The organism is Aquipseudomonas alcaligenes (genome assembly GCF_003205495.1).
Lineage (GTDB): Bacteria > Pseudomonadota > Gammaproteobacteria > Pseudomonadales > Pseudomonadaceae > Aquipseudomonas > Aquipseudomonas alcaligenes_B.
Window position 1 is genome coordinate 266,199 of record NZ_QJRX01000004.1, and the last position, 21,307, is coordinate 287,505.

Annotated in this window: 18 protein-coding genes and 1 riboswitch; of the genes, 10 read left to right on the plus strand and 8 right to left on the minus strand. The window is 68.6% G+C overall.

Translation table 11 applies throughout. From position 1 onward, the window contains the following. The 4 genes from cobN (at position 1) to cobF (ending at position 6,284) form a co-directional block, all read left to right on the plus strand. On the plus strand, positions 1-3,735 hold the full coding sequence (cobN, locus tag DMO17_RS09215; RefSeq protein WP_110682189.1) for a cobaltochelatase subunit CobN: 3,735 nt from the start codon (positions 1-3) through the stop codon (positions 3,733-3,735). A gap of 94 nt (positions 3,736-3,829) precedes the next feature. Further along, a complete protein-coding gene (locus DMO17_RS09220; protein ID WP_110682190.1) occupies positions 3,830-4,831 on the plus strand; it encodes an ATP-binding protein in 1,002 nt (333 codons plus the stop codon). Further along, a complete protein-coding gene (locus DMO17_RS09225; protein WP_110682191.1) occupies positions 4,756-5,520 on the plus strand; it encodes a vWA domain-containing protein in 765 nt (254 codons plus the stop codon). The genes DMO17_RS09220 and DMO17_RS09225 overlap by 76 nt, the downstream gene beginning before the upstream one ends. After that, positions 5,517-6,284 carry a precorrin-6A synthase (deacetylating) gene (cobF, locus tag DMO17_RS09230; RefSeq protein WP_110682192.1) on the plus strand — a complete coding sequence of 256 codons (768 nt, stop codon included), beginning with the start codon at positions 5,517-5,519 and terminating at the stop codon, positions 6,282-6,284. Before DMO17_RS09225 ends, cobF begins: the two co-directional genes overlap by 4 nt. A 156-nt stretch (positions 6,285-6,440) precedes the next feature. On the opposite strand, the gene DMO17_RS09235 is transcribed toward cobF, so the two are convergent. Further along, positions 6,441-8,204: a methyl-accepting chemotaxis protein gene (locus tag DMO17_RS09235; RefSeq protein ID WP_181418757.1), complete on the minus strand. Its 1,764-nt coding sequence runs from the start codon at positions 8,202-8,204 to the stop codon at positions 6,441-6,443. Between the two features lie 306 nt (positions 8,205-8,510). Here DMO17_RS09235 and DMO17_RS09240 point away from each other — a divergent pair, with 306 nt between their 5' ends. Further along, positions 8,511-9,020, plus strand: a complete 510-nt coding sequence (locus DMO17_RS09240) for a ProQ/FinO family protein (protein WP_110682193.1) — start codon at positions 8,511-8,513, stop codon at positions 9,018-9,020. 101 nt (positions 9,021-9,121) lie between these two features. Here the strand turns inward: DMO17_RS09240 and DMO17_RS09245 are convergent, their stop codons facing one another. Next, a complete protein-coding gene (locus DMO17_RS09245) occupies positions 9,122-10,549 on the minus strand; it encodes a mechanosensitive ion channel family protein (protein WP_110682194.1) in 1,428 nt (475 codons plus the stop codon). A 180-nt stretch (positions 10,550-10,729) separates the two neighbouring features. Here DMO17_RS09245 and DMO17_RS09250 point away from each other — a divergent pair, with 180 nt between their 5' ends. Continuing rightward, positions 10,730-11,299 carry a flavin reductase family protein gene (locus DMO17_RS09250; protein ID WP_110682195.1) on the plus strand — a complete coding sequence of 190 codons (570 nt, stop codon included), beginning with the start codon at positions 10,730-10,732 and terminating at the stop codon, positions 11,297-11,299. A 4-nt stretch (positions 11,300-11,303) separates the two neighbouring features. Here the strand turns inward: DMO17_RS09250 and DMO17_RS09255 are convergent, their stop codons facing one another. After that, the gene (locus DMO17_RS09255; protein WP_110682196.1) at positions 11,304-11,915 is read right to left on the minus strand and encodes a LysE family translocator; all 612 of its coding nucleotides are present in this window, start codon (positions 11,913-11,915) and stop codon (positions 11,304-11,306) included. A 94-nt stretch (positions 11,916-12,009) separates the two neighbouring features. Between DMO17_RS09255 and DMO17_RS09260 the strand changes: the two genes are divergently transcribed. Continuing rightward, complete coding sequence (locus tag DMO17_RS09260) at positions 12,010-12,984, plus strand: GlxA family transcriptional regulator (RefSeq protein ID WP_110682197.1); 975 nt, start codon at positions 12,010-12,012, stop codon at positions 12,982-12,984. Positions 12,985-12,986: 2 nt separating this feature from the next. On the opposite strand, the gene cobJ is transcribed toward DMO17_RS09260, so the two are convergent. The 4 genes from cobJ to cobG are packed head-to-tail and all read right to left on the minus strand — an operon-like array spanning position 12,987 to position 17,299. Further along, complete coding sequence (gene cobJ / locus DMO17_RS09265) at positions 12,987-14,645, minus strand: precorrin-3B C(17)-methyltransferase (RefSeq protein ID WP_258371506.1); 1,659 nt, start codon at positions 14,643-14,645, stop codon at positions 12,987-12,989. Beyond that, positions 14,638-15,378: a precorrin-2 C(20)-methyltransferase gene (locus tag DMO17_RS09270; RefSeq protein ID WP_110682198.1), complete on the minus strand. Its 741-nt coding sequence runs from the start codon at positions 15,376-15,378 to the stop codon at positions 14,638-14,640. Before DMO17_RS09270 ends, cobJ begins: the two co-directional genes overlap by 8 nt. Then, entirely contained in the window at positions 15,378-16,004 is a 627-nt protein-coding gene (locus DMO17_RS09275) for a precorrin-8X methylmutase (protein ID WP_110682199.1), read from the minus strand. The genes DMO17_RS09270 and DMO17_RS09275 overlap by 1 nt, the downstream gene beginning before the upstream one ends. Beyond that, complete coding sequence (gene cobG, locus DMO17_RS09280; protein ID WP_110682200.1) at positions 16,001-17,299, minus strand: precorrin-3B synthase; 1,299 nt, start codon at positions 17,297-17,299, stop codon at positions 16,001-16,003. The genes DMO17_RS09275 and cobG overlap by 4 nt, the downstream gene beginning before the upstream one ends. Positions 17,300-17,395: 96 nt before the next feature. Then, a riboswitch (cobalamin riboswitch) is annotated at positions 17,396-17,602 on the minus strand. A 53-nt stretch (positions 17,603-17,655) separates the two neighbouring features. Between cobG and cbiE the strand changes: the two genes are divergently transcribed. The 3 genes from cbiE to DMO17_RS09295 are packed head-to-tail and all read left to right on the plus strand — an operon-like array spanning position 17,656 to position 20,299. Continuing rightward, positions 17,656-18,858, plus strand: coding sequence for a precorrin-6y C5,15-methyltransferase (decarboxylating) subunit CbiE (cbiE, locus tag DMO17_RS09285; RefSeq protein ID WP_110682201.1), 1,203 nt, complete (start codon positions 17,656-17,658; stop codon positions 18,856-18,858). Next, positions 18,855-19,589: a cobalt-precorrin-6A reductase gene (locus DMO17_RS09290; protein WP_110682202.1), complete on the plus strand. Its 735-nt coding sequence runs from the start codon at positions 18,855-18,857 to the stop codon at positions 19,587-19,589. The genes cbiE and DMO17_RS09290 overlap by 4 nt, the downstream gene beginning before the upstream one ends. After that, a complete protein-coding gene (locus DMO17_RS09295; protein ID WP_110682203.1) occupies positions 19,586-20,299 on the plus strand; it encodes a (2Fe-2S) ferredoxin domain-containing protein in 714 nt (237 codons plus the stop codon). The genes DMO17_RS09290 and DMO17_RS09295 overlap by 4 nt, the downstream gene beginning before the upstream one ends. A gap of 109 nt (positions 20,300-20,408) precedes the next feature. Here the strand turns inward: DMO17_RS09295 and ttcA are convergent, their stop codons facing one another. Next, positions 20,409-21,236: a tRNA 2-thiocytidine(32) synthetase TtcA gene (ttcA, locus tag DMO17_RS09300; protein WP_021699158.1), complete on the minus strand. Its 828-nt coding sequence runs from the start codon at positions 21,234-21,236 to the stop codon at positions 20,409-20,411. Positions 21,237-21,307 lie beyond the last annotated feature (71 nt).

The window sequence follows — 21,307 nt, forward strand, 5'->3', positions numbered from 1 at the left end:
ATGCACCTGCTGCGCGCCCAGGCCGGCGTCACCCTGCCAGCCGACAGCATCGCCGACCTCGGCCAGACCCCGGCCGAGCTGGTGATCCTCTGCACCGGTGACTCGCACCTCTCCTTGCTGGCCGAGGTGGCGCGCGAGCTGCCCGCGGATTTCCCCAGCCTGCGTCTGGCCAGCCCGGCGCAGCTGCCCAACCATGCTTCGGTGGATTTCTACGTCGAGCAGGTGCTGCGCCACGCCAGGGTCATCCTGATCTCGGTGCACGGCGGCGTCAGCTACTGGCGCTACGGCATCGAACGTGTGGTCGAGCTGGGCCGCCTGGGCGCCACCATCATCCTGGTGCCGGGCGACGACCGCGCCGATCCCGAGCTGAGCGAACTGAGCAACGTGCCGAGCGAGGACAGCCAGCGCCTGTGGCAGTACCTGCGCCAGGGCGGTGCGGACAATGCCCGCCATCTGCTGCACTGCATCGCCAGCCGCTGGCTGCAGCGCGACTACCCGTGGAGCGAGCCGCGCGCCCTGCCGCGCACGCTGATCCATCACCCGCGCCATGCTGAGACAACCCTGGATCACTGGCGCGCCGACTGGCAGCCCGGCCGGCCGGTGGCGGCGTTGCTGTTCTACCGCGCCCAGGTGCAGGCCGGGAACACCGCCTTCGTCGACGTCTTCTGCCAGCGCCTGCAGGCCCAGGGGCTCAACCCGCTGCCGATTGCCGTGGCCAGCCTCAAGGAAGCCGAATGCCTGGTCCAGGTCGAGGCCTGGCTGGATGAGACCGATGCGGAGGTGATCCTCAACACCACCGGCTTCGCCCAATCCAACCCGGAAGCGCCACAAGCGCGACCGTTCAGGCGTGACGTGCCGGTGCTGCAGGCGCTCTGCGCCCTGGACAGCGAGGAGCAGTGGCAGGCCAGCGCCCAGGGCCTGGGCTCGCGCGACCTGGCCATGCATATCGCCCTGCCCGAACTGGACGGCCGCCTGATCACCCGTCCGATCACCTTCAAGGGGGTGGCAGCGCGCAGCGAGCGCAGCCAGAGCGACGTGGTGCGCTACCGCCCGCACCTGCCGGGCATGGACTTCGTCGCCGAGCTGGCGCTGCGCTGGACCCGCCTCGCCGCCAAGGCCAACGCCGACAAGCACATCGCCCTGATCCTGGCCAACTACCCGACTCGCGACGGCCGCATCGGCAATGGCGTCGGCCTGGACACCCCGGCCGCCGCGCTGAATATCCTGCGTGCCCTGCAGCAGCAGGGTTATCCGGTCGAAGGCCTGCCCGCCGACGGCACCGCGCTGATCCACCAGTTGCTCGGCGGCGTGACCAACGACCTCGACAACCTCGACCTGCGCCCCTGCGCCCAGAGCCTGGCGCTGGACGACTACCAGCGCTGGTTCGCCAGCCTGCCCGCGGCCAACCAGCGCGCCGTGCTGGAGCGCTGGGGCCCGCCCGAACAGGACCCGATGTACCGCAGCGGCCGCCTGATGGTCGCCGGCCTGCGCTTCGGCCTGACCTTCGTCGGCATCCAGCCGGCGCGCGGATATCAGCTGGACGCCGCGGCGGTGTACCACGACCCGGACCTGGTGCCGCCGCACGGCTATCTGGCCTTCTATTGCTGGCTGCGCATGGCGTTCGCCGTCGACGCGCTGATCCATGTCGGCAAGCACGGCAACCTGGAGTGGCTGCCGGGCAAGAGCGTCGGCCTGTCCGAGGCCTGCTGGCCGAGCGCGATCCTGGGTCCCTTGCCCAATCTCTACCCATTCATCGTCAACGACCCCGGCGAAGGCGCCCAGGCCAAGCGCCGCACCCAGGCGGTGATTCTCGATCACCTGATGCCGCCGCTGACCCGCGCCGAGAGCTACGGCCCGCTGCGCGACCTGGAGCGCCTGGCCGACGAGTACTACGAGGCCAGCCAGCTCGACCCGCGCCGCGCCGTGGAGCTGCGCAGCGAGATCCAGCGCAAGGTGCGCGAGGCCAGCCTCGACCGCGAGCTGGGCCTGCAGGTCAACGACGACCCGGAGAGCTGGCTGCCGCAGCTGGACGCCTACCTGTGCGACCTCAAGGAATCGCAGATCCGCGACGGCCTGCACTGTTTCGGCGAGTCGCCGAGCGGGTGCCTGCGCCGCGACACCCTGCTCTCCCTGGTGCGCATCCCCCGTGGCGACGGCCAGGGCCGGCATGCCAGCCTGTTGCGCGCGTTGGCCCAGGACCTGGCTCTGGACTTCGACCCGCTGGGTGGCGAGCCGGCCGAACCCTGGAACGGCCCACGCCCGGATTGTCTGCAGGCGCTGAGCGATGAGCCCTGGCGCAGCCGCGGCGACACCCGCGAGCGCCTGGAACTGCTCGCCCTGCAACTGATCGAGCAGCCCGATTCGCCCGCGCCCGGCCCGGCCAGCGCCGCAGTGCTGAACGAGCTGCGCGACCATATAGCCCCGCTGCTGGACGCCTGCGGCGATGCAGAGATGAACGGCCTGCTCGCCGCGCTACAGGGCCGCTTCGTACCGCCGGGGCCAAGCGGCGCACCCAGTCGCGGGCGCCTGGACGTGCTGCCGACCGGACGCAACTTCTATTCGGTGGACGTGCGCCACCTGCCCACCCCCACCGCCTGGCGCATCGGCGTGCAGAGCGCCGAGCGCCTGCTCGAGCGCCATCTGCAGGACGAGGGCGAGCATCTGCAGCGCCTGGGCCTGTCGGTATGGGGCACGGCGACCATGCGCACTGGCGGCGATGACATCGCCCAGGCCCTGGCCCTGCTCGGCGTGCGCCCGGTGTGGCAGGCCGGCAGCCAGCGGGTCGAGCGCATCGAGGTGCTGCCGCTGGAACAGCTCGGCCGCCCACGGGTGGACGTGACCCTGCGCGTGTCCGGCTTCTTCCGCGACGCCTTCGCCAACCTAATCCGCCTGTTCGATCAGGCCGTGCAGGCCGTGGCCGAACTGGACGAGCCGGAGGACATGAACCCGCTGGCCGCCCGCGTCTGGCAGGAAACCCTGAGCCATCAGGACCAGGGCCTGGACCCGGTCGAGGCACGCCGCCAGGCCGGTTGGCGCATCTTTGGCGCCAAGCCGGGAGCCTATGGCGCCGGCATCCAGAACGCGGTGGAAGAACGCCTGTGGCAGACCCGCGCAGATCTGGCCGAGGTCTACCTGAACTGGGGCGGCTACGCCTACGGCCAGGGCGCCGAGGGCCTGCCCGCCCGTGCGCAGTTCGCCGAGCGCCTGCAGCAGCTGCAGGCGGTGCTGCACAACCAGGACAACCGCGAGCACGACATTCTCGATTCCAACGACTACTACCAGTTCCAGGGCGGCATGCTGGCGGCGGTCGAGACCCTGCGCGGGGCCAAGGCGGCCAGCTACTTCGGCGACAGCAGCCAGCCGGACAACCCGCGCATCCGCACCCTCAAGGAAGAACTGAACCGCGTGGTACGCGCCCGCGCGGTCAATCCCAAGTGGATCGCCGGGATGAAGCGCCACGGCTACAAGGGCGCCTTCGAGCTGGCCGCCACGGTCGACTACCTGTTCGGTTTCGACGCCACCAGCGAGCTGGTCGACGATCACCAGTACGTCCTGCTGGCCGATGCCTACCTGCTGGACAGGGACACCCGCGATTTCATCCAGCAGCACAACCCCGGCGCCCTGCAGGACATGCTCGAACGCCTGCTGGAGGCCCAGCAGCGCGGCCTCTGGCAGCAGACCGGCGAGTACCGGGCGCAGCTGGAAAACCTGCTGCTGGATGCGGAGGAATCATGAGTCTTCCACCCCGTGGCCCGGATGCAATCCGGGATTGCACCACCCGGATTTTATCCGGCCCACATCGAGCTTCTCTGTCCAAGGGCTACCTGCCATGACCGCACCCCATTTCCCTCTCGCCGCCATCGTCGGCGCCGACGCGCTCAAGCTGGCCCTGTGTCTGGCCGCCATCGATCCCGCCTTGGGCGGCGTGCTGATCGAAGGCCCGCGCGGCATGGCCAAGTCCACCCTGGCGCGCGGAGTGGCCGACCTGCTCGACGGCGGGCGCTTCGTCACCCTGCCGCTGGGCGCCAGCGAGGAACGCATCGTCGGCAGCATCGACCTGGATGCCGCGCTCGGCGAGGGCCGCGTGCGCTTCTCCCCCGGCGTGCTGGCCAATGCCCACGGCGGCGTGCTCTACGTCGACGAGGTCAACCTGCTGCCCGACCACCTGGTGGACCTGCTGCTCGATGTCGCGTCCAGCGGCATCAACCACATCGAGCGCGATGGCCTGTCGCACAGCCACCCGGCGCGCTTCGTGCTGATCGGCACCATGAACCCCGAGGAAGGCGAGCTGCGCCCGCAGCTGCTCGACCGCTTCGGCCTCAAGGTGCAGCTCGGCGGCACGCCCGAGCCGGCCCAGCGCGCCGAGATCATCCGCCGCCGCCTGGCCTTCGACGACGCCCCCGAAACCTTCCTCGCCCAGTGGCAGAACGAGCAGGACGCCCTGCGCCAGCGCTGTAGGGATGCCCGCCAACGCCTGCGCGATATCCCGCTGGACGACGCCAGCCTGGACGCCATCGCCCAGCGCTGCTTCGCCGCCGCCGTGGACGGCCTGCGCGCCGACCTGGTGTGGCTGCGCGGCGCCCGTGCCCACGCCGCCTGGCGCGGCGCCAACCAGATCGAGGCGCAGGACATCGACGCCCTGGAGCCCTTCGTCCTCGCCCATCGCCGCCGCGAACACACGCCGCCGGCCGCCAGCCAGCCGCCGGCATCGAACCAGGCCCAGCAACCCGCTGAACAGCAGCAGGGCAAAGGCCAATGGGGTGCGTTGCCGCCGCAGGCCGTGGCCGTCAGCGAACGGCGCGAGCCGCCAACCTGGCCAAAAAAGCCCTGAGCATCCGCCCGCGCCAGGCCCCAGGCGCGGATGCCCTCCCCCTACCCGGCCAGGCCCAAGGCGGACGCAACGGTGCACGCGGCAGCGGCACGCCCACGCGCATCGACTGGCCGGCGACCCTCGCTCACGGCCGCCCGCGCCACCGCGCCGACCTGCACTGGCATGCCCGCCGCCTGCGCCCAGGCGAACTATGGCTGGTGATCGTCGACGCCTCGGCCAGCACCCGCCGCCATGGCGCCCTGGCCCAGGCCAAGGGCCTGCTAGCCGAGCTGTTCGCCAGCGCCTACCGCCAGCGCGCGCGCCTGGCCGTGCTCGAAGCCGGCGGCGCCGAGGCCCGCTGGCTGTGGCAAGGGCAGAAGGCATCGCCTGAGCTGCACGCCTGGCTGCACCAGCTCGGCGCCGGCGGCGGCACCCCAATCATCGAGGCCCTGCAACTGGCCACGCCCTGGCTAGCGCGCCGCCAGCGCCACAAGCCGGGCGAACAGCAGCGTCTGCTGCTGCTCACCGACGGCCGCCTGCGCGACTGGCCGAAACTTACCGCGCTACCCTGCCCCGCCCTGCTGCTGGACATCGAGCGCGCGCCCATCCGCCTCGGCAGCGCCCGCCAGCTGGCCGACGCGCTGGGCGCCGACTACCACCATATCGACGAACTGGCGCCGAGCCGCGCGCCTATCTGGAACAGACCATGAAAGAACTGCTGCTGGTCGGCATCGGCGCCGGCGACCCGGACTACATCACCCAACAGGCGCTCAAGGCCCTGCGCCGCAGCGATGTGATCTTCCTGATGGACAAGGGCCCGGCCAAACACAAGCTCAACGCCCTGCGCCGGGAAATCTGCGAGCGCTTCCTGGGTGGCCACAGCCCACGCTTCGCCGAAGGCCAACAACCGGAACGCGAGCGCGACGCCGCCGACTACCGCGCCAGCGTGGACGAGCTGAACCGCGACAAGCAGGCGGTGTTCGAGCAGCTGATCGACGAGCAGATGAGCGATGGCGAGACGGCCGCCTTCATGGTCTGGGGCGACCCTTCGCTGTACGACAGCAGCATCCGCATCGTCGAGGCCATCGCTAGCGCGCGCAGCGACCTGAGCTTCGATGTGATCCCCGGCATCACCAGCCTGCAGGCCCTCACCGCCCGCCACCGCATACCGCTGAACCAGATCGGCCGCGCCGTGGAAATCACCACCGGCCGCCTGCTCGCCGAGGGCTGGCCGTTGGGCGTGGACAGCGTGGCGGTGATGCTCGACGCCAAGGACACCTACCTGCACTTCGTCGGCCAAGGCCTGCAGATCTACTGGGGGGCGTACGTTGGTACGGCGGACGAGATCCTGATTGCCGGGGCGCTGGATGAGGTGGCGGAGCGGATTGCGGCGACGCGCGCGCAGGCGCGGGAGCGCAATGGGTGGATCATGGATAGCTACCTGCTGCGTAGGAGCGGACCCGCGCAGGCGTGAACGGCCCTAGCACGACTGCCGACAGCGCCGTTCCTAGAGCGGTAAGGCCAGAAGCAACCATCCAATGGCTACCAAAGCTTGTGCGATTCAGTTGGTCGCCGCGGCCAGATCAGAAGCCAGATGAGGCGATAGGCACATAGGCGCAAGAGCCAGCCTCTACGATGAGGACAGCAAGGCATTCAGGGAGGCGCTCAAGCGGTCGATCCGCTCGGTGCTTTCGGTAACCAGCTGGGTGATCTCTGTTGCCGAATCGGCGGACTGCTGGGCGAGCTTGCGAACCTCATCGGCGACCACGGCGAAGCCGCGTCCGGATTCACCGGCCCTGGCCGCCTCAATGGCGGCATTCAAGGCCAGGAGGTTGGTTCTCTGGGTGATCGAGTTGATCGTTGCGATGATGTTGGCGATCTGGGTGCTCGACTCCTGTACAAGGCGCATCTCGCGATCCGTGACCAGCGAGGCATCATGCTTGGCCTGCTCGTCGATGCCGTAGCTGACCAGGCGCTGAATCCTGCCAACCGAATCGGTGATTGGGCAGACGGCCCCGCTGAATTGGATGGAGCGCCCATCCTTGCCCGGGATCGTATAACCGCCAGCGTATTGCTCACCCTTGAGCAGTCTCGAAAAGACTTCGCCGCCCAGGATATCGCGCAGGTTGAGCTTGAGGCGCAGCAGCTCCGATGCCTGCTGGAAACCCAGGTGCTGCACCAGGTAACCGTTGGCCGAGTACATCAAGCCATCAGTTCCCCATTCGGCTACAGCATTGGTGACGCTGATAGCTTCAAAGCGCTTTTCCGACTCAAGGGACAGCTCCTTGGTTTGGGTGATATTGGCCTGGATTGAGATGTACTGCTCAACCTCACCTGCAGCGTTGAAAATGGGATTGATCGCCAGCGAAATCCAGTAATGCTCGCCCGTTTTCCCGTAGTTCAGGATCTCGTTATAAATGGGCCGGTTGTTACGCAGATCATCCCTGATCTGCGCGACGGTTTGCATGTCAGTGGCCGGCCCCTGCAGGAAGTTACCCGGTTTCTTCCCCACCACTTCATCCAGGCTGTAGCCGGTTAGCTTGGTGAAACCCTGGTTCACATACTGGATGAAGCCATCCTTGTTGGTGATGACGATGGAGTTGTCGGTCTCGTTGGCGACCAGGGAGAGCAGCTTGAACTCCTGATTGCGCAAAACCTCGGCGGTGATGTCATTGGCGAATTTGATGACTCGCACAACCTCGCCATCGGAGTTGCAAATGGGGTTGTAGGTGGCATGAATCCAGACGGGGCGGCCACTCTTGGTGATCCTCTCGTACTCGGCTGTCTCGAAGTTGCCGGCACGCAGCTTGTTCCAGAATTCGGCGTAAGACCTGGATGTGCGCTCGGACTCACGGACGAAAATCTGGTGCTTCTTGCCGCGAATCTCTGCCAGGGAATAGCCCATCAGATTGAGGAAGTTTTCGTTGGCTTCGAGAATCGTGCCGTCAGGGCCGAACTCGATAACCGCCTGTGAGCGATTGATGGCCTCCATCTGCGCGCGAATGCGGGCGCCCTCGATCACCTGGGCGGTAACGTCGGTGGCAAACTTGATGATCCGCTGGACCCTGCCGCCACGAATAATCGGGGTGTAGGTTGCCTGAATCCAAACAGGCTCCCCGCTTTTGCTGAGCCGCTTGAACTCTCCAGTCTGAGGCCTGCCTTCCCGCAGATCCTGCCAGAAGGCGCGGTACTCCGGGCTCCGGGCGTATTCGGGGGTGGCGAAGATGCTGTGATGGCGGCCACGCACTTCGTCGAGCGAATAGCCCAACAAGCCCAGAAACTTCTGGTTGGCTCGAATTATTTTGCCGTCAAGATCGAACTCGATGACCCCCTGCGTCTGCTCGATAGCATCCATCACATCCAAGGCAGATCTTTTACGAAATAGATTGAGCATCTAGGTTCCTAACCATCCGGATAATTCTGCTTTTTGTTTAACGGCAAGCCGGAGGCGAACATAAGCCCCGTCTGCCAAGTCTAGATGTTCTCGTCGGCAGCACTTGGCTGAGGGGCTGCCGCGAGCACGAGCCATCGGCCGATGACTATCGCCCCTGCCAATCCTCGGGCGTCGTTATCCGGCCAGAGGCCGCCTACCCCCCTATCAGCCCGCAACGGTCAAATACCATGAGCCATCAGGCTGTGCCAAAAGACGCCATAGGGTAACCTTGCGCCACGAATCAACCTCGAGGCGGCGAACTGAACAATGGGTTTTGAGCAACTAGCTGAGCTACGCGATCGCTTGCGGGCTGAAAAGGCACAGATAACCACTGATAACAAGAAGCAGGACAAGCGGAAGTCTTCCCCGCAAGCCAAGCCTCGTGAGCAAGATCCTGCGGTAGAAGCGATCTGGCGCTTGCAGAAGCACTTTCCCTTGGCCTTCCCGGTCAATCCGGCCCCCAAGGTTCCGCTCAAGGAAGGCATCCTCAAGGATGCCGAGCAACACCTTGAACTCCTCGGCATCTCCAGCGAACAGCTCAAGCTGGGCCTCGCCACCTGGTGCCGGGGAAGTCGCTACTGGGCAAGCATGACGGAGAATGCGCCACGCCTGGATTTGCACGGCCAGGTAGCCGGTGCCGTCACGGCCGCCCAGGCGCTGCATGCGAAGCAGCAGGTAAAGCGCCAGCGCGGACAGGCGCGACGTGCGCAGTCCAAGCCGAAAGAGCATACCCAGGCCCCCGCCGCCGATACCGCTGCGGAACAGGTCGTGGATTAACGATCTCCGTCACAGGCAAGGCGCGCGAGTGACTGCAAGCCAGCTCCTGAGGCGGTAGGGGCGCGATCTGCGGGGCCGGCGTAGCGGCTTGGAGCCTGCCGTCAAGAGCGGTGCAGCCAGCTGAGAAATTTGCCCTTCTTGATCGTCACGGGCTTCTGCTCCAGCAGCGAGGCACTGGCCTGCTGGCGGAAGCGTTGCAACTTGGCCAGCGCATTGCCCACCTCGCTGCGCTGCTCCAGGCAGGCCTGCAGCGATTCCTTGCCGAGGCAGTAGAGCACTCCCGAACTGAGCGCAGTGAAACGCGCCTCCGACGGCGTGCCGAAGGTGGCGCCCTGTTCACCCATGACCTCGCCAGGCCCCATGCGGCCAGCCTCGATCAATTCGCTGCCATTGGGCACGGCTGCCGAGATGACACCGGTACCGATCAGCAGCAGCTGCTCGCTGACTTCGCCGACTTCCAGCACCACCTGCCCCTTGCTGAAGGTCTGCTCCACCAGCAGCTCGGCCAGTCGGTCCTTGTCCTCGGCACTCAGCGTACGGAAGATCTTCACGTCGTCGAGCAAGGCGCGCTGGCGGCTGCGCGGTACATCGGCAAGCAACGCACCACGCAGGATGCCAGCGGCCTGCAGGTGTCGGTGGGCGAGGTCGAAAAGCTGGTTGCGCACCTCGCTCGAGCTGCTGCCGGCGCCGACGAAGGCGCTGATTTCGTACTCCACCGTGGTCAGGTCGGAACTCTTGATCGACACCTTCGGCTTGGGCGTCTGCAGCAGCGCGCTGACACCCTGCAGGGTGCGATCGAGGGCGTCGAGCACCAGGCGTGGCCGCACCTGGGCCGGCACGCTGATGCTCAGCCTGACGTTATCGATATCGGTGGAGCGATTGAGGTTGAGCACCTTGGTCTTGGCCGCCACCGAGTTGGGGATCACCACGGTGCTGCCCTGGCTGGTGCGCAGATGGGTGGCCCGCCAGTCGATCTCGATCACCTTGCCTTCGATGCCGTCGATCGACACCCAGTCATCCAGGCGGTAGGGCTTGGTGGTGTTCAGCACGATGCCGGAGAACACGTCGCCCAGGGTGTTCTGCAGGGCCAGGCCGATGACGATGGCGACCACCCCGGAGGTGGCCAGCAGGCCCTTGACCGGCAGCTGCATGATGTAGGCCGCCGCCGCGACTATGGCCGCGAGGAAGATCACCGCCCCCAGTACGTCCTGCAGCAGGCGCCCGGTGTGGCCGCTGCGTGGCATCAGCAACACGCCGAGCACCACGGCCAGGGTGCGTGCACAGAGCAGCCACCAGGCGATGCCCAATACCGAGCCGAGCATGTTCAGCGCCGGCTCGCTCCACGGCGGCGGCTGCAGCGGGCTCATCCCGGCGCCGATAATCACCAGACTGTAAGCGATGAAGATTGCAAGGCGCAGCAGCACCCGCAAGACCTTGGCCTCGGCCGGTAGCAGGCGCCAGCACGCAAGGTCGGCGAGCAGCAGGCCGACGCCGATGGTGAGGGGGTGTTGGGCGATCAGTGCAAGCATGGAGGGCTCCACCGCGGGAAAGGGACAATGCCGTAAGCATGACTGGATTGCCGGCAAAGATGAATGGACTGCCTGGCCTACCGATCATGCTCGCGCACACAGGTTGCACCACGCAGGCCATTGCCGAACCCTGGCTCGGCAGGCGAGCATCGCCCCATCCCGCAGTTCGGAGCAACAGACATGAATCCCCAGCAAAAACCGGTCGACCTCGCCAAGGCCTATCGCCTCCTCAACCACGGCCCCACCGTCCTGGTCTCCGCCCGCCACGCAGGCGTCGACAACGTCATGGCCGCCGCCTGGGCCTGCGTCCTCGACTTCTCCCCAGCCAAGCTCACCGTGGTGCTGGACAAGGCCACCCGCACCCGCGAACTGCTCGAACGCAGCGGCCGCTTCGTCATCCAGGTGCCGACCGCCGCCCAGCTGCAGCTGACCAACGCGGTCGGTAACCACAGCCTCAGGGACGACCCGGACAAGCTGGCCAAGGCCGGCGTCGAGCTGTTCGAGATGCCCGGCCACGACCTGCCCTTCGTCGCCGGCTGCTCGGCCTGGATGGCCTGCCAGCTGATCGCCGAACCACACAACCAGAATGCCTACGACCTGTTCATCGGCGAGATAGTCGGCGCCTGGGCAGACGAGCGAGTGTTCCGCGACGGCCGCTGGCACTTCGAGGAGGCCGACCCGGCCTGGCGCAGCCTGCACCATGTGGCCGGCGGGCACTTCTACGCCATCGGCGAGGCGCTCAAGGCCTGAGGGCTCAGCGGGCCAGCGGCAGGGCCAGGCCGAGCAGCACGAACAGCAGGCCGCAGCAGCGGTTGAAGGCGCGCCCGCCACGCTGCAGCCAGGGACGCACGCGGAAAGCCAGCAGGGCCAGGGCCAGCTCGACCAGGAACTCCACCACGGCGAAGGTCGCCGCCATCACCACGAACTGGCCGAGCAGGCCGCGCTGCGGATCGAGGAACTGCGGCAGGAAGGCGCCGTAGAACAGGATCACCTTGGGGTTGGACAGGGCCGACAGCAGGCCCTGGCGAAACAGCGCATGGGCGGGTGGCAGCGGTGCCTCGACCGCCAGCCCGGGCAGCAGCGCCGGGGTTCGCCACAGCTGCACGCCGAGCCACACCAGGTAGGCGCCGCCCAGCCACTTGAGCGCCAGCAGCGCGGCCGGCGCGGCCTTGAGCAGCGCGCTGAGGCCGAACATGGCCAGGGCGATCAGCAGGCTGAAACCGACTACCCCGCCGAGGATGGTGGCCAGGGCATGGCGGGCGCCGTACAGGCCGCCGTGGGTCAGCGCCAGCAGGCTGTTGGGGCCGGGCGTCAGGGCCAGGCCGAGGGTGGCGACGAGATAGATCAGCCAGAGGTCGAAAGCCATGGTGAATCTCCGGGAAACGCGGCCAGTCTAGGCAGACCAGCTGGCCAGACTGCGGTAGATTCTGGACATCTGGCGGATCAATCTGGACAACCCCATGCCCGACCTGCGCTTCCTCCTCCTGCCGCTGCCGGAGTTCGCCCTGCTGCCCTTCGGCGGCTTCCTCGACAAGCTGCGCTTCAGTGCCGACGACGAGGACTACAGCCGCCAGCGCTACTGCGCCTGGACCCTGCTCGGCCTGGCCCCCGGCCATGTCACCTCCAGCAGCGGCGCGGCCGTGCGCATCGAGGCCACGCCGGCCGACGTGCAGCTGGCCGAGCATGACTACCTGGTGCTGTTCGGCGGGCGCGCCGCCGAGGCCACCGCCGCGCTGGCACCGCTGTACCGCCCGCTGTTGCAGCAGGCCGTGCGCGCCGGGGTGAAGCTGGTGGCGATCGACAATGCCGTGTTCCTCCTGGCCGCCTGTGGCCTGCTCGACGGCCACCGGGTGGCCGTGCACTGGCGCCACGCGGCGGAGTTCCGCGCCGCCTTCCCGCGCGTGAGCCTGGCCCGCGAGCGCCTGTACTGCCTGGACGGCGCGCGCATCTCCTGCGCCGGCGGCACCGCCGCCATCGACCTGGCGGTGGAGCTGCTGGCCCGCGGCAGCGGGCGCACGCGGGCGCTCAAGGGACTGGCCGACATGCTGGTGGACGAGACACGCAGTGGCGAACACTCGCTGCGCTCGCTGGACACCACCCTGGCCAGCGCACGCCATGTCGACCGCGCCATCGCCCTGATGCGCCATGGCCTGGCCGGCGGTAGCGTCGAGCAGCTGGCCGCCGGCATCGGCCTCAGCCGGCGCCAGCTGGACCGGTTGTTCCGCGCCAGCCAAGGCATGACCGCGCATGAATACTGGCAGGAGCTACGCCTGCAGCACGTGCGCTGGCGCCTGCTCAACTCCAGCCACGGCCTGGCGCTGCTCGCCGACGAGATCGGCGCCAGCGATGCCAGTCACCTGGGTCGCCTGTTCCGCCAGCGCTTCGGCAGCAGCCCGGCGGCGTTCCGACGCCAGGCACGCGCCGCCGAGGCCTGATCTCAGGCCTGCGGATACCAGCGCGGCGTGTACACCCACTCGCCGCCGCCCTGGCGCGGGAAGCGGCGCGTCTGGCTGGAGCCGATGATCACCAGGGTGCGCATGTCCACCAGCTGCGGGGTCAGCTCGCCAAGGGTGAGCACACGCAGGGCCTCGGCCGGGCGACCGATGTCGCGGCCGAGCACCACCAGGGTCTGCGGTTCGCGGTGCTGGCGCAGCAGGTCGAGGGCGCGGCCGAGCTGCCAGGGGCGGGCCTTGGAGATCGGGTTGTAGAAGGCCATGGCCAGGTCGGCGGCAGCGGCGTGTTGCAGGCGCTTCTCGATCACCGCCCAGGGCTTGAGGTTGTCGGACAGGGAGATCAGGCAGAAGTCATGGCCCAGCGGCGCGCCGGCGCGGGCGGCGGTGGCCAGCGCGGCGGAAATGCCAGGCAGCACTTCCAGCTCCACGCCCTGCCAGCGCGCATCGCCGGAAGCCTCCAGCGCCTCCATCACCGCGGCAGCCATGGCGAATACGCCGGGGTCGCCGGAGGACACCATCACCACGCGGCGCCCCTGCGCGGCCAGCTCGAAGGCATGGGCGGCGCGCTGCAGCTCCTCGCGGTTGTCACTGGCGTGCAGGCGCTGGTCTTCGCGATAGGGGCCGGCCATGGTCACGTAGGTCTCGTAGCCGAGCACATCCTCGGCCTCATCCAGCACGCGGCGCACGACCGGGGCCAGCAGCTCGGCGCAGCCGGGGCCGATACCGACCACGCTGAGGCGGCCACGTGGGCGGCCCAAGTCGGCAGCGGACTCGGGACTCGCGGCCAGATGCAGACTCAGCCCCGGCGCTTCGTAGCAGGCCGGCGGCAGTGCGGCCGTCGAGTCGATAAAGCGCAGCGGTACTTTCAGCTCGGCGGCGGCCTGCTCGGCGCTGGGCAACGCGCGCCCTTCTCCCTCGACCAGCAGCGCGGCCAGAGCAGCCTCGGCCAGGCCGGCGTCGGCCAGGGCGGCGCGAACACCCTTGGCGGAAGGCTCGGCACAACGCGCCAGCACCCGCCGCGGATGAATCAGCAGCGCATCGTCGTCGCTGGCGGCGGCCACATCGATGCGCAGGCAGCGCTCGCCCTCGGTATGCAGCGGCAGGTCGGCCTGCACCAGCCAGGGCGCCTCGCCCTCGACGCGCAGGCGCGCGCCGCCGAGCAGGTCGCTGACCAGGCGCTTGCCCTGTTCCAGATCGGCCAGGGCATACCCAACTGGCGGGTCGAGCAGGCAGGTGCCGAAGCGCAGCTCGCCACTGGTGGTGATTGCCGGCGCCACCGCCAGCCAGTCGCCCAGCTCGCGGGCCAGGCGGTTGACCCCGGCCAGGCCGCCGAGCAGCGGCACCACGGCGCTGCCGTCTTCGGCCAGGGCCAGCACCGGTGGCTCCATGCCCTTCTCCACCAGGGCCGAAGCCAGGCTGCGGATCACGATGCCGGCGGCGCACAGGGCGATGATCGGCGTGCCGGCGCGGTAAAGGCCGCGCAGGTGTTCGGCGAATTCGCGGTAGGGCTCGTCGACCGCCTCCACCCGCCCGGCCAGGCCGTGGATGCGCGCCGCAGGATAACGCTGCTGCACGCGGCGCGCGGTCTCTAGAGCCGAGGCGCCGAGGATCACGATGGCGGCGGGATTCACGAACTCAGCCACGCCACTTCTCCCCCGGCACCAGGATCATCGAGAAGTACGGCGAGGCCAGCGGGTCGACCTGCTCCAGCGGCACTATCTGCTGGTTGTCCATGGTCGCGCGCTCCACGTAGTGCGCACGCTCGGCCAGGCCGAGGCGTTGCAGCACGCGGCGCACCTTGTCGAAGTTGCGGCCGAGCTTCATCACCACGGCGGCCTCGGCAGTGCGCAGGCGCTGCTCCAGTTCCTCCTCCGGCAGCACGCCGGAGAGCACGCTCAAGCTCTGGTTGCGATACACCAGCGGCGTGCCCAGCACCGAGGCGCAGCCGAGCATCGAGCACACGCCGGGCACCACCTCGGCCTCATAGCGCTCGGCCAGGCGGTCGTGCAGGTACATGTAGGAGCCGTAGAAGAACGGGTCGCCCTCGCAGATCACCGCCACGTCGCGGCCGGCATCCAGCTCGGCGGCGATCTGCACAGCGCAGGTGTCGTAGAAGTCGGCGATCACATCCTCGTAGGTCAGCGGCGGCTCCAGCTTCTCGGTGGTCACCGGGTAGACCAGCGGCAGGCGGCGCTGAGCGTCGGTGAGGTGCTGTTCGATGATGCCGAAGGCGTTGCCGCCCTGGCCCTTGCTGGCCTTGGCCTTGGCCACGAAGTAGCCCACCACCGGCGCCGACTGCAGCAGGCGCAGGGCTTTCAAGGTGATCAGCTCCGGATCGCCGGGGCCGACGCCAAGGCCGAGCAGACGTCCCCTCATCACTCCACCTCCGTGGCCAGGGCGTTGACGGCGGCGGCGGCCATGGCGCTGCCGCCGCGGCGGCCACGCACGATCACGTAGGGCACGCCGCGGCTGTCGGCGGCCAGCATGTCCTTGGATTCGGCGGCGCCGATAAAGCCCACCGGCATGCCGAGGATCAGCGCCGGCTTCGGCGCGCCGGCGTCGAGCATTTCCAGCAGGTAGAACAGCGCGGTCGGCGCATTGCCGATTACCACCACGCTGCCGTCCAGATGCTCGCGCCAGTGCTCCAGCGCCGCCGCCGAACGGGTGTTGCCGAGGTCACGGGCCAGCTGCGGCACGTCCGCCTCGTTCAGGGTGCAGATCACCGGGTTGTTCGCCGGCAAGCGCGCGCGGGTGATGCCCTCGGCGACCATGCGCGCGTCGCAGAGGATCGGCGCCCCATTGGCCAAGGCCGCGCGGCCGGCGGCGCCGGCACCGGGCGAGAAGCGCAGGTCCTGCACCACGTCGACCATGCCGCAGGCGTGGATCAGCCGTACCGCGAGCTTTTCCAGGTCGGCCGGGATGGCCGCGAGATCGGCCTCGGCGCGGATGGTGGCGAAGGACTGGCGATAGATCTCCTGACCATCGCGGATGTAATCGATCATTCGGAATTTCCTGCGGCGAGGCACTCGCCGGCTTGGTCGATATCGAGGGACGTCGCCAGCAGGCGGCCGAATCCGGCCTGGCCCTGCTCGCGGCAATAGAGGTCATAGCGGCCGCCGGGCTGGGCCAGCAGCGTGTAGGGCGCGACATGGGCGGCGGCGCAACTGCGCGGGCAGCCGCTCAGGTGCACCTGGGCCGGTCCATTGGGGCCAAGGCGCTCGGCCAGACGCTGGGCATCGGCCTTGGTGTCCGCGCCGGCCTTGGCGCAGCCGGCGCTGCCGCTGCAGGCGAGCATCCGCGCCAGCGGCGCGCGGTCATCCAGCAGCAGGCCGATGTCATTCAAGGCTTGCGCCACGATGGCCTGGCGGGCAACGGGCACATCCGGCAGCAGCACGCCCTGCCAGGGCGTGAGGTGCAGCTCACCGCTGCCCTCGGTGTCGGCCAAGTCGGCCAGGGCCCACAGCTGGACGGCTTCCAGCCGGCCCAGCGGCGCGCCGGCCAGCAGCATGACCAGCCCGTGCTGCGCCTGGACATGCACGCCCAGCGGCGGGCCCTCGTGGCGGGTGCGCGCCAAGGGCGGCAGCGCGCGCTCCGGGGCAAACGGCAAGCGCGTGAGGAACTGCTCCACCGGCAGCTCGGCCAGCAGCTGGCGCATCCGGGTGTGCCCGCCGGCCAATTGCAGGAACAGCCGCAGCACGGCATCCACCAGCGGCTCCGCCTGTGCCAGCGAAATCACGCCCAGGGCGGCGTCGCCCGGGCAACCCGCCAGGCCGAAGGCCAGGTGCGTACCGCCGGGCAGGGCGCTGAGCCACAGGTCGTGGGGATGGTCGAGCATCGCCAGGGCCTCGCCGCCGTCCAGCTGGAGGGCGAACTTGGCGGACAGGCCGTGAAACTCAGGCGTATTTTCCAGCAGCGCCAGCAGGCGTGCGGCCAACGGGCGGGTATCGAGGTGTGCGCTGCGATCGCGCCCGGCCGCCGGGCTGAGCAGCAGGTTGCGCACGTCGTCGGCGGCCGGGTTGCGCGGACCGAGGCCGGCGGCCAGCAGGTGCTGCACCAGCGGTGCCTGGCACTCCTCGGGCACACCGCGCAGCTGCAGGTTGCTGCGGTTGGTCAGCTCCAGCACACCACTGCCGTAGAGCCGCGCGGCCTCGGCCACGGCGCGGGCCTGGGCGCTGGTCAGCAGCCCGCCGGGCAGCTTGACGCGGCAGATGCCGCCATCACGTGCGGGCACGACACGCCATAACCCCGGGCAAGCCGAGGGACGCAACAAAGACGCGGCAGGAGCAACTGGCTGCATGCGGTCACCGACAACAAACGACGCGGCGACCAAACCGGAGGCATCACCCGGGCAGGGCGATTCCTTGGCATCGGTACACCCCGCCCGATGTTGGCACTCGCGACTGCGTCGTCGGCAGGTCTCCTGGCTGGCAGGTCATCATCGCGGCGCGGCCTTCCCGATTGCTCAGTGGCGTGTGTGCGGAGCGACTCGCTGCTTACAGTTGCGGGGGCAGCCATGGTTGGAGCGGAGGCTCACCCATGTTCCCTCTTAGGCCCATTGGCTCCCCTGGAGGGGCCGGGCACCGACGAAGGCGCTATTATGCCCGCTTTTTCCGGCGCCGGGCCAAGCCCGCGCGTCACCGCAAGGAGAGCTGCATGACGGCCTGGCTGACAGTGGTGGGCATTGGCGAAGACGGCTACGCCGGCCTGGGCAAGGCGGCGCGGCGCGCGCTGCTGGAGGCCGAATGCATTGTCGGCGCGCCGCGCCAGCTCGACCTGCTGCCGTCGTGCATCCGCGCCCCGCGCCAGACCTGGCCCAGCCCCTTCAGCCTCGAACCCGTGCTGCAGCGACGCGGCACACCGACCTGCGTACTGGCCAGCGGCGACCCCATGCTGTTCGGCATCGGCGCCAGCCTGGCGCGGCAGGTCGATGGAGGCGAGATGCGGGTGCTGCCGGCGCCCTCCTCCTATTCCCTGGCCGCTGCCCGCCTGGGCTGGCCGCTGCAGGACGTGCCCCTGCTGTCGGTGGTGGCGCGCCCGCTGCCCGCCGTCGCCCGCCATCTGCACGACGGCCAGCGTCTGCTGATCCTGTGCAATGACGGCAGCAGCCCGGGTGCCATCGCCGCCCTGCTGCGCGAACGCGGCTTCGGCGCCAGCCGCCTGAGCGTGCTGGAACACCTGGGCGGCCCGCACGAGCGGCGTATCGATGGCCTGGCAGCAAGCTGGAGCCTGGAGGAAGTGGCCGCACTCAATCTACTGGCCGTCGAGTGCAGGGCCGACACCGGCGTGCAGCCGCTACCGTTGACCATCGGCCTGCCTGACGATGCCTATCGCCACGACGGCCAGCTGACCAAGCGCGACGTGCGCGCCATCACCCTGGCCCGCCTGGCGCCGCGCCCCGGCGAGCTGCTGTGGGATGTCGGCGCCGGCTGCGGCTCGATCGGCATCGAGTGGCTGCGCAGCCACCCGCGCTGCCGCGCCATCGCCATCGAAGCCGATGCCGGCCGCCAGCAGCTGATCGCCCATAACCGCGATGCCCTCGGCGTGCCGCAGCTGCAACTGGTGGCCGGCGAGGCGCCGCAGGCCCTGGCCGGCCTGGAATTCCCCGATGCCATCTTCATCGGCGGCGGCGTCACCGTGCCCGGCGTGCTGGAGCAGTGCTGGCAGATGCTGAAACCGGGCGGCCGGCTGGTCGCCAATGCCGTGACCCTGCAGAGCGAGGCGGCTCTGGTGGCCTTCCGCGAGCGGCACGGCGGCGAGCTGACCCGCATCGCCGTGGCCCAGGCCCAGCCGTTGGGCGACTTCGAAACCTGGCGCAGCGCCCTGCCGATCACCCTGCTGCACGTGCACAAGCCATGACCCGCGTGCTGCTGCTCGGCGGCGTCGGCGATGCACTGCGCCTGGCCCGCCGCCTGGGCCCCGAGCACCTGTACAGCCTGGCCGGGCTGGGCAAGGTGCCGGAGGATCTGAGCTGCCGGGTGCGCGTCGGTGGCTTTGGCGGTGCCGAAGGGTTGGCCGACTTTATTCGCAGCGAAGGTTTCGACCTGCTGCTGGACGTCACCCACCCCTATGCCGCGCAAATCAGCGCCAATGCCGCTGCGGCCGCGCGCCTGGCCGGCGTGCCCTGCTGGGCGCTGCGCCGTCCAGGCTGGCAGCCGCAGCCTGGCGACGACTGGCGCGTGGTGGCCGACTGGGCCGCGCTGATCCAGGCGCTGGAACCCTTCGCCAAGCCCTTCTTCACCCTCGGCCGCGAGCCGCTGGCGCATCTCGACGAGATTCCCGCGCACCAGCACTGGACCCTGCGCCTGCTCGACGCCCAGCTCGAACACCCACGTGCCCGCTGCATTGCCGCGCGCGGCCCCTTCACCCTCGAGGACGAACGCGCGCTGTTCGCCACCGAGGGCTTCGATGTGCTGGTGAGCAAGAACAGCGGTGGCCATGCCACCGAGGCCAAGCTGCAGGTCGCCCGCGAGCGCGGCCTGCCGGTACTGCTGCTGGCACGCCCCGAACTGCCTGAGGTGGAGCGCAGCTTCGCCGATCCCGACACCCTGTGGCAGGCCCTGCAGCCGCTGCTCCGAGATTTCCGATGAAGACCGCAATCTACGCCCGCGTGCTGTTCGCCGGCCCCGACCTCAAGCATGGCAGCTTCGCCGAGCTGACCCGCCGCCAGTTCAGCGAACAATTCGGCGCTGCCGTGCTGGAGGATCTGTTCGATACCGGCGCTGGCTACGACGAGCTCTGGGCGCGGGTGCGCGAATGCCTGAACGCTAACGAGCTGCCACTATTGCTCGTCGATCTCGACCCGTTAGGCAGCAGCCCGCAGTTGGACTGGCTGCGCGGCGAGCTGCAGGCCCTGGCCGGCGAGCGTGCCGATCAGCTGTTCGCCTGCGCAGGCAATAACGAGGACGTGGTGGCGCTGGCCAAACTGATCCAGCAGCCGGACAAGCATCTGGGCTGCGTGGAGGTGCCGCAGCTGCCGGCCAGTCACAGCTGGTCGTGCATCCCGCCGCACCGCTACCGCGTGCTGCTGTGCAACGGCCCGCGCTGCACCCGGCGCGGCGCCCTGCCGCTATGGAAGCTGCTGCGCGAGGAGCTGAAGGCGGCCGGTCGGCTGGAAACCGTGGACGGCGTGCATATCACCCGCACCCAGTGCCAGTTCCCCTGCGACCAGGGGCCGACCCTGAGTGTCTACCCGAGCGGCGAGTGGTACCGCATCCGCGATGCGGCCGAGGTGAGGTGCCTGGTGCAGCAGCGCTTCGTCGAGGAGCGCGCGGTACCCGAGCTGATCATGCGCGCATGATCTTGGGTGAAACCGGCGTGTGGGTTACGCGGGTTTCACCCGCCCTACCTATGGGACGACCCACGCGGGGAGACAGCGCCCTCTCCCATAAATGGGAGAGGGCGCACACTCACAGGTTCATCACATCGAGGAAGCGCGGCGTGGCGCTGTCGTCGATCTTCAGGCTCTGGAAGTCGAACAGGTTGCGGTCGGCCAGCTGCGACGGCACCACGTTCTGCAGGGCGCGGAACATGATCTCGGTGCGGCCCGGGCTCTTGCGCTCCCACTCGGTGAGCATTTCCTTGACCACCTGGCGCTGCAGGTTTTCCTGCGAGCCGCACAGGTTGCACGGGATGATCGGGAATTCCTTCATCACCGAGTAGGCCTCGATGTCCTTCTCGCTGCAGTAGGCCAGCGGGCGGATCACCACGTTGCGCCCATCGTCGGACAGCAGCTTGGGCGGCATGGCCTTCAGCGTGCCGCCGTAGAACATGTTGAGGAAGAAGGTCTCGAGGATGTCGTCGCGGTGGTGACCGAGCGCCATCTTGGTCGCGCCGATCTCGTCGGCGTAGGTGTACAGGGTGCCGCGGCGCAGGCGCGAGCACAGTGAGCAGGTGGTCTTGCCCTCCGGGATCTTCTCCTTCACCACCGAGTAGGTGTCCTTCTCGATGATGTGGTACGGCACGCCGATGGACTCCAGATAGGCCGGCAGCACGTGCTCGGGGAAGCCAGGCTGCTTCTGGTCCATGTTCACCGCGACGATCTCGAACTGGATCGGCGCCACCTTCTGCAGGTACAGCAGCACGTCGAGCATGGTGTAGCTGTCCTTGCCGCCGGACAGGCAGACCATCACCTTGTCGCCGTCCTCGATCATGTTGAAGTCGGCAATGGCCTCGCCGACCTGGCGGCGCAGGCGCTTCTGCAGTTTGTTCTGGTTGACCGAGAGGGTGCTGGGCATGGTGCTGGAGAATCCGGGGTGAAGGCGAAAAGCTGGCTATTTTACGCACAAAGCCGGCTCGCGGCAGCCCG

What these genes read in the sequence shown, in the direction of transcription:
- cobN (WP_110682189.1), top strand. Translation starts at nt 1, where the DNA reads ATGCACCTGCTGCGCGCCCAGGCCGGCGTCACCCTGCCAGCCGACAGC.
- DMO17_RS09220 (WP_110682190.1), top strand. Translation starts at nt 3,830, where the DNA reads ATGACCGCACCCCATTTCCCTCTCGCCGCCATCGTCGGCGCCGACGCG.
- DMO17_RS09225 (WP_110682191.1), top strand. Translation starts at nt 4,756, where the DNA reads ATGGGGTGCGTTGCCGCCGCAGGCCGTGGCCGTCAGCGAACGGCGCGA.
- cobF (WP_110682192.1), top strand. Translation starts at nt 5,517, where the DNA reads ATGAAAGAACTGCTGCTGGTCGGCATCGGCGCCGGCGACCCGGACTAC.
- DMO17_RS09235 (WP_181418757.1), bottom strand. Translation starts at nt 8,204, where the DNA reads ATGCTCAATCTATTTCGTAAAAGATCTGCCTTGGATGTGATGGATGCT.
- DMO17_RS09240 (WP_110682193.1), top strand. Translation starts at nt 8,511, where the DNA reads ATGGGTTTTGAGCAACTAGCTGAGCTACGCGATCGCTTGCGGGCTGAA.
- DMO17_RS09245 (WP_110682194.1), bottom strand. Translation starts at nt 10,549, where the DNA reads ATGCTTGCACTGATCGCCCAACACCCCCTCACCATCGGCGTCGGCCTG.
- DMO17_RS09250 (WP_110682195.1), top strand. Translation starts at nt 10,730, where the DNA reads ATGAATCCCCAGCAAAAACCGGTCGACCTCGCCAAGGCCTATCGCCTC.
- DMO17_RS09255 (WP_110682196.1), bottom strand. Translation starts at nt 11,915, where the DNA reads ATGGCTTTCGACCTCTGGCTGATCTATCTCGTCGCCACCCTCGGCCTG.
- DMO17_RS09260 (WP_110682197.1), top strand. Translation starts at nt 12,010, where the DNA reads ATGCCCGACCTGCGCTTCCTCCTCCTGCCGCTGCCGGAGTTCGCCCTG.
- DMO17_RS09270 (WP_110682198.1), bottom strand. Translation starts at nt 15,378, where the DNA reads ATGAGGGGACGTCTGCTCGGCCTTGGCGTCGGCCCCGGCGATCCGGAG.
- DMO17_RS09275 (WP_110682199.1), bottom strand. Translation starts at nt 16,004, where the DNA reads ATGATCGATTACATCCGCGATGGTCAGGAGATCTATCGCCAGTCCTTC.
- cobG (WP_110682200.1), bottom strand. Translation starts at nt 17,299, where the DNA reads ATGCAGCCAGTTGCTCCTGCCGCGTCTTTGTTGCGTCCCTCGGCTTGC.
- cbiE (WP_110682201.1), top strand. Translation starts at nt 17,656, where the DNA reads ATGACGGCCTGGCTGACAGTGGTGGGCATTGGCGAAGACGGCTACGCC.
- DMO17_RS09290 (WP_110682202.1), top strand. Translation starts at nt 18,855, where the DNA reads ATGACCCGCGTGCTGCTGCTCGGCGGCGTCGGCGATGCACTGCGCCTG.
- DMO17_RS09295 (WP_110682203.1), top strand. Translation starts at nt 19,586, where the DNA reads ATGAAGACCGCAATCTACGCCCGCGTGCTGTTCGCCGGCCCCGACCTC.
- ttcA (WP_021699158.1), bottom strand. Translation starts at nt 21,236, where the DNA reads ATGCCCAGCACCCTCTCGGTCAACCAGAACAAACTGCAGAAGCGCCTG.